General features: G+C 37.5%; 7 protein-coding genes. 4 read left to right on the forward strand and 3 right to left on the reverse strand.

The features are described 5' to 3' along the window. Window positions 1-123 precede the first annotated feature (123 nt). Entirely contained in the window at window positions 124-1,926 is a 1,803-nt protein-coding gene (locus DVW06_RS15590; protein ID WP_137264838.1) for a glycerophosphoryl diester phosphodiesterase membrane domain-containing protein, read from the forward strand. Window positions 1,927-2,048: 122 nt separating this feature from the next. On the opposite strand, the gene DVW06_RS15595 is transcribed toward DVW06_RS15590, so the two are convergent. Beyond that, window positions 2,049-2,255: a hypothetical protein gene (locus tag DVW06_RS15595; RefSeq protein WP_005472093.1), complete on the reverse strand. Its 207-nt coding sequence runs from the start codon at window positions 2,253-2,255 to the stop codon at window positions 2,049-2,051. A gap of 745 nt (window positions 2,256-3,000) precedes the next feature. On the opposite strand from DVW06_RS15595, the gene DVW06_RS15600 reads away from it, so the two are divergent. From DVW06_RS15600 to DVW06_RS15615, 3 genes are all read left to right on the forward strand, one after another. Beyond that, on the forward strand, window positions 3,001-3,360 hold the full coding sequence (locus DVW06_RS15600; protein WP_086269395.1) for a hypothetical protein: 360 nt from the start codon (window positions 3,001-3,003) through the stop codon (window positions 3,358-3,360). A 183-nt stretch (window positions 3,361-3,543) separates the two neighbouring features. Next, entirely contained in the window at window positions 3,544-3,816 is a 273-nt protein-coding gene (locus DVW06_RS15610; RefSeq protein ID WP_137264840.1) for a hypothetical protein, read from the forward strand. Between the two features lie 92 nt (window positions 3,817-3,908). Then, entirely contained in the window at window positions 3,909-4,676 is a 768-nt protein-coding gene (locus DVW06_RS15615; RefSeq protein WP_137264841.1) for a hypothetical protein, read from the forward strand. A 97-nt stretch (window positions 4,677-4,773) separates the two neighbouring features. On the opposite strand, the gene DVW06_RS17785 is transcribed toward DVW06_RS15615, so the two are convergent. Both DVW06_RS17785 and DVW06_RS15630 read right to left on the reverse strand, forming a co-directional pair. After that, window positions 4,774-5,781 (reverse strand): CHAP domain-containing protein, encoded by a 1,008-nt coding sequence (locus tag DVW06_RS17785; protein WP_137264842.1) that lies wholly within the window; start codon window positions 5,779-5,781, stop codon window positions 4,774-4,776. Between the two features lie 291 nt (window positions 5,782-6,072). Continuing rightward, the gene (locus DVW06_RS15630) at window positions 6,073-6,276 is read right to left on the reverse strand and encodes a hypothetical protein (RefSeq protein ID WP_137264844.1); all 204 of its coding nucleotides are present in this window, start codon (window positions 6,274-6,276) and stop codon (window positions 6,073-6,075) included. Between the last annotated feature and the right edge of the window lie 147 nt (window positions 6,277-6,423).

Genomic DNA, 6,423 nt, shown 5'->3' on the forward strand with positions numbered 1-6,423 from the left:
CCGGGCTTAATAGCAAAAATAAATACAGGAAATTCCCGAACTATAGATGGTGGTCATTCCTTTCATTACAGGAATCAAACACGATAGTTCGGTTTTTTATAGTCTAGAGTTAGGATGAACAACATGAAATATCTAAAAAATAGTTTGATCAACACTTGGGATTTTCTAAAGGCAAGCGATGCTTATTTTCGAGATGTTCTGCTAATGCATGGTTTCTTGCTTTTTTTGGTTATCCCACTGCTTTCTTCTTCAACAAAATTTATCCTGCGTCGTGGGGGATTAGCCTATTTATCTTTCGACAATATAGGTAGTATTTTTACAGAGCATCCAATGGTTCTATTCTCGCTCTCTCTAATCTTGTTGTTGATTTTATTAGCAGTTTTTTTTGAGTTTACATTCCTGCTTCTGAGTGTCTATTTCATCAAGAAAAAGCAGCCGGTCCGATTGCGACAGCTGTTGCGAATGACATTTTTACAAATTCGCAAATTACGCCCCATGACCTTTTTGTTTTTCTTGTTTTATTTCTTTTTGATTTTGCCAATTGGCGGGCTAAGTTTTAACTCAGATTTGCTCTCTAAAGTGAAAATCCCTGCTTTTATCATGGATTTCATCTTTACGAATCGTGTATTGATTATCGGAGCCGTGGTTCTTGGCTACTTACTTTTGATTTATCTAGGGATTCGTGTGATTTTTGCTTTACCAGAAATGATCTTACGTGACCTTCCTTTTCGACAGGCCATTCGAGAAAGTTTGCAGACAACGAAACGCCGTTTCTTTGCGATTGTTGGCCAATTTGTCTTTATTGGCGGCGCGATCTTATTCATTTCAACAGTAGGATTTACTTTTTTGATTATCCTGCAAGCGATCATTGAAGAACTTTTCGCTGATTATGCGCTGTATTCAGCAGTCTTCATTATGACGCTCCTTCAACTCGTTTTGTTGTTGAATATCATTTTGTCTACCGTTGCCATCTTCTATATCATTGTTGATTTTATGGACGATGAAGGTTTCTTACCTGAGATACCACAATGGTTCAGTGAAGAACCATTGCCAGCAAGAAATTTTCAACGACTAAAAGCCTCTTTGATTACTGTAGTAGCCGTCTTCTTCGGGGTAGGAGTAAGTTTATACAACATGAATTATCTGACCTCTGCCGCTAATACTCGACCATTGACGATCTCGCATCGCGGCGTCAGCAATGGTCAAGGCGTTCAAAATTCATTAGAAGCACTGCGCTTCACTAGTGAGAACTACCATCCTGATTACGTTGAAATGGATGTTCAACAAACTAGCGATGGTCATTTCATTGTTTATCACGATTTTTCATTTAAAGCGTTGACTGGCTTCAATCAGAAACCGGAGCAATCAACTTTGGCACAAGCACAAAAATTAACCGTCTCTGAAAATGGACAAACGGCTCCGATTGCTACATTTGATGACTATTTATCCTTAGCGAATTCGTTGAATCAGAAATTGCTAGTAGAAATCAAGACACAACGAAAAGATACGACAACATTAGTCCATTCATTCCTTGAACGCTACCGTGAAAATCTAGCCGAACATGAACATATTCTACAAAGCTTGACCTATAATGTAGTGGAAGAATTGAAACAAGAGGCTCCGGAACTAACTGCTGGGTATATCATGCCCTTCAACATCGTTGGCCCTCCATTAACAAGTGCTGATTTTTTAACGATGGAATATAGTACGATCAACCGCAACTTTGTTTCATCTGCCAAAACGGATCATAAAGATGTCTTTGTCTGGACTCCAAATGATGATGCCGAGATCAGTCGGATGCAGTTCTACGGTGTGGACGGCATCATTACCGATCGGATGGATATTTTGAACCAAACCCTCAGTGTGTCCACCGATGAAATGACTTACTCAGATAAGCTACTGAACTTTGTGATCGGCGTCGGCTAATTCACGCCAGCTAAAAAGAAAGACTGGACTCTAGTCAATAAAGATGAATCAGTGCCTACAAGCTGACTTTTCAGCATGCTGACATAATACATTTTTATTAGCGAGTTCCAGTCTTGTTTTTATTAAGCCACAGCCACTGCGGTAATCTTATCAAATTTTACCAACATCCGCTGATTGCACTCCAATACAATGGATTGATCCTCCATCTCATAATCGGTCACTTTCACAAGAGCCGTATGCTCATACAGCTTCTCAATTACACCGACTAGCGTTTTTTTTGCCCCAATAGGTTGACACACATAGGCATTTCCAATTTCAATATCTAGCATCTTACCACCTCAGAACTTCTTTTCTAAAAATATAATAACAAAAATACCGATTTATGCAAGCGCTTTTATGATAAATTTGGCACCTACTTATTTCCGCAGACAAGATGACAAAATCGTTCGCTTCTTATGACTGGTGTGTTCGTGCATCTTCCAGAAAGTCCTAGTAACATAAAGGAAAGGAGATGAGCAGAATGCCAGTAATCCAAACATGTATTTTTGGTCTCTTGACAGTCGCATTATTGATTGGTTTAAAGGAAAATCGTTGATGACTCCTTGATTGGTTAACTGTTCCTAAAGACCACAAATTAATGCCCTATTGTGACGGTCATTTTATGGTTAAATGAATAAGCGTCCTTATTCTGAACCATCCGCTTATATAAATGAAAAACCAGCCCTCAGAAGAATGATCGGAGGACTGGTTCTTTTTAGTTAGAACGATAAATTATAGACGTTCGTTCAATTCTTTTGCAAGCTCTTCAAAGCCTGGTTTGCCAAGCAATGCGAACATGTTTTTCTTATACATTCTACCCTTTTTCTAGTATTTCTCTATTTTAAAAATACCATTATATCAACGTTTCCCTTCTGATTTTTCTTTTCTAGCATTTCGATATTTTCTTTTCGCTATCACCGAAACTATCACCAAAAATTCTCATCTTTTCTACTCGTTCTCACGTTACAATTTAAAGATCTGTTCGCTTTACAAATCGAACAAGCGTTCGTATAATTTCCGTGAGGAGTGATAATTATGGGAATGATTAAACCTTACGAGGACCGGAAAAAATTAAAATGGATTGGATTCTTTTTATCGGAACATACAACAAGTGTAAATAAAGTTGAAGAGGAACGAGCTTACACTTATCCGCCTAAACCAGAAATGGAAATTGAAGAGATTGGAGAATTTCTACAAGAGGCTATTTTGAAAAATAAAAAGATTGCTGTTCAGCTTAACTATACGCAGAATGACAAATTCATGCCGGACATTGTAGGCCGCCTTTCCGGGCATAATGAAATAGGAATTTACGTCGATTCTACTCTCGTCGAATATGAGGAAATTCGAAATGTAGAATTTTACGCTGGAGAACTGAAATGGTTTGATCTCTCATGAATATAATTAGTCAGTATGAGCAACGATATATCTCCTACCCGGAATTTATCCAAGCGTTTCCGAACAGCATTTCCGAATCTCAAGAGTGCCTTTTTGGTACAAAATGCGTTGAGTATTATGTCAAACTGACTTTAGGGAAAACTGAATTTAATTACTATATACAAAAATATGGAGGCGATCACTGTGAAATCATTGAAAGGTGTAGTTTCAAAGATACGAGTGTTGAAAATGTCGAGGACCCCTTTAGTGCGTTTCTCGCTTGACGGTACGAGCTGTCTGATTGCATCTCATAGTTTGAACTTCTTGGCAGATGTGGACGAAGGAATGCGGATCGTGGTTGCGGGTGAGTATAACGATCGGAAGCAGTTTGTTGTGAAGAAGTATTCAGTGATTGGCAAAACTAAGATTATGATTGAATTTGAAGCAATGAAAGAAAGCCTCTGCTTAAAACAGTAAAAAATTTTTTGCGTTCTCTTTCTGTTCGTATTGATTTAGTATTATAGTTTTCACGAAAGTATTATACTAATACATAGGAGGGAGATTTAAAAATGCAAATAACTCATTCTTGTCCAAAGTGTAAAGATTCAACAAATTACCTTAGTATTGAAATTGATGAAGGTTTTTTTACTGGTAAATCTGTACAGTGTAGTAATGGACATGATTTTTTCTTTATTTCAAAGTCGCCAAGATTCCAATATTTATTACAAATAGGTATCGAGTCATATTTGAAAGGATTCTATTTCGAATGTTTTCACTCAATATATGCTGCATATGAAGCATACAAAAAGGAGTTTGTAGCAGCTCACTTTTTTAATGAAACTAATAATATTGAATCCTCAAAAGAAATGCTAAAAAAATTGGATAGATCAGAGCGATTAGAAGGGGCTTACGTTTCTTCTTTTATCAGTTTGTCTAATGGTGTCACCCCTAATTTTTTACCGGATTCAATTGTTAAACTTAGAAACAAGGTTGTTCATAAGGGGATTTTACCTAATCAAGAAACTTGCCTAAAAACAGGGAACGCTATATTTAAATTGATAGGCGAGGGAAACCTTTTGATTACTCAACGTTTTAAAGATAATATTGACATTTTCCCAATAACTCAAGTTTTTGAAGATGAGTTCACTAAGAGTATACTCCAAAATAAAGGGTTTGAAACTGAGATTAATACTCCTAATGATTTTAATAATAGAGACTTTATAGAACACACAATGGCTTTAAATATACTTTCAACTAACGTTGTAATTGAGAATAAAGAAATAACAGATCATATGTTTACAGACCAAATCAATAATGGTATTTTCTTGATTTCTTAAATTCAAAACTAATGAATAGATTTTTTTATAATGCAATATAAATTTCTAATAAAGAAAAAGACTCTCCTACTCTAAATTGAGCAAGAGAGTCTTTTTATTACCAAGGTTTTCCTTTAGTTTTTAAGTTCGTCTTAATCTGCTTAGCAAGTGCCGATGGTCGTGTAATTTTTCGATCAACAGCAGTGCCAGCTTTAGCTTGCATAGAACCAATGGTACCTGGTCCCATATTACGATCGGCCTTCAGGCCTAAATCTTTTTGAATTGCCGCGACTAAATCACTACCACCAGTTCCAAACTGAATACCAGTCATTCCCGCATTCCAATCACCTTTAATCTGGCCAGAAATTACTTTATCAACGGTTGTGCCATAGTATCGTTGCAGATAACCATTCAATTCGCCATCCCAATTAGAATCGATCACTATATTGGCAAATGGATTGGTCGATGCTTGACTGCTCGAAGATCCTTTTAGCAGCTCAGTGACTTTCGCTTGTACCGCGTCATAGGAGTAACCGGCAGCCGCTAATTTCTTCTTGCGATCGTCACCATTCCCCCAAGCGCCATTGATCACTTCTTTTGCGATTGTTTCAATCGTTTTTTGCCCTGCTGATGCCGAAGTACCATAAGCTGGACGAGCATACCCTCGGATATAGCCCCATCCTACTGGCATCGTACGCCGTTTTACTTGGCGACCATAATTGCCTTCAATAGTGGTGATCACACCATTAGAAACAGATTCAACGAATCCAATATGATCCGCCCATCCATCGTTGGGTTGTGTGGAATCATCCCAGTTAAAGCAGACAATATCTCCTGCTTTAGGTGTGATTCTTCCATCTTCAATCCAAACCCCTTTAGACTTAAAGATGTCAATATGACGCTGTACCCCACACTCACGACCAATTATATCAGTTGCGCCAGTTTTAATTCCGATAAAGCTGACGAACGTATCACACCAGTCGTCGGTGTATTTCACTTGATAGCCGACTGGAAGCGGCTTGGTTGCATTGTACTTATCGACGATGTTTTTGTGGGAAGTTGTTCCCATTACAGTACCGAGATATTTTCTTGCTTCGGTTAAAATCGTATTTGCCGATACAGTCATTTTTATTTCCTCCTTTTGACAATATTTTTTTGCTATAATCTCCTTATCAGTGAGTGGTCCACTGAAATACTGATAAAAAGGTTAAATCATGCCATATTATATTTGCAATAAAAATGCGGATGACAAAGGGAGACATGAGGTCCACACAACATCATGTAACCATTTACCACTCCCGCAAAACCAACTGGATCTCGGATTTCATTCAGATTGCAGTTCAGCAATTAACCAAGTTAAAACATGGAACCCAACGGGCTTTACATTCGATGGTTGTTATTACTGTTGCCCTTCCTGTCATAAAGGTTGACTCGTGACTAGAGAGACTGTATTATCAGTCTCTTTATTTTTTTTAACAACTGACCGATATTTTTCAACCGCTTGGTATTCAATTACTTTTTCTAAATGATTTTGATAGATTCGAACAGTCTCTTTCAATGCATCATTTTCTCTTTTCAAACTTTCCATTTCTTGTTCCATTGCTGTTTTATTGTTATTCATGCTTATTCCTCCTAATAATGTTTAATAGAGTAGCCGTTTTGGCTATTACTTCTTTTCTGTAAACTCCTGTCCATCGCCGTAATCAACCGTATCGCTTTTTGGTTGATCATAAGTAAGCGCCTGTTGGCTATCCGCGATACCTGTAGT

It is taken from the genome of Enterococcus sp. ARL09-542 (assembly GCF_005234805.1).
In the GTDB taxonomy this organism is placed as follows: domain Bacteria; phylum Bacillota; class Bacilli; order Lactobacillales; family Enterococcaceae; genus Enterococcus_D; species Enterococcus_D gallinarum.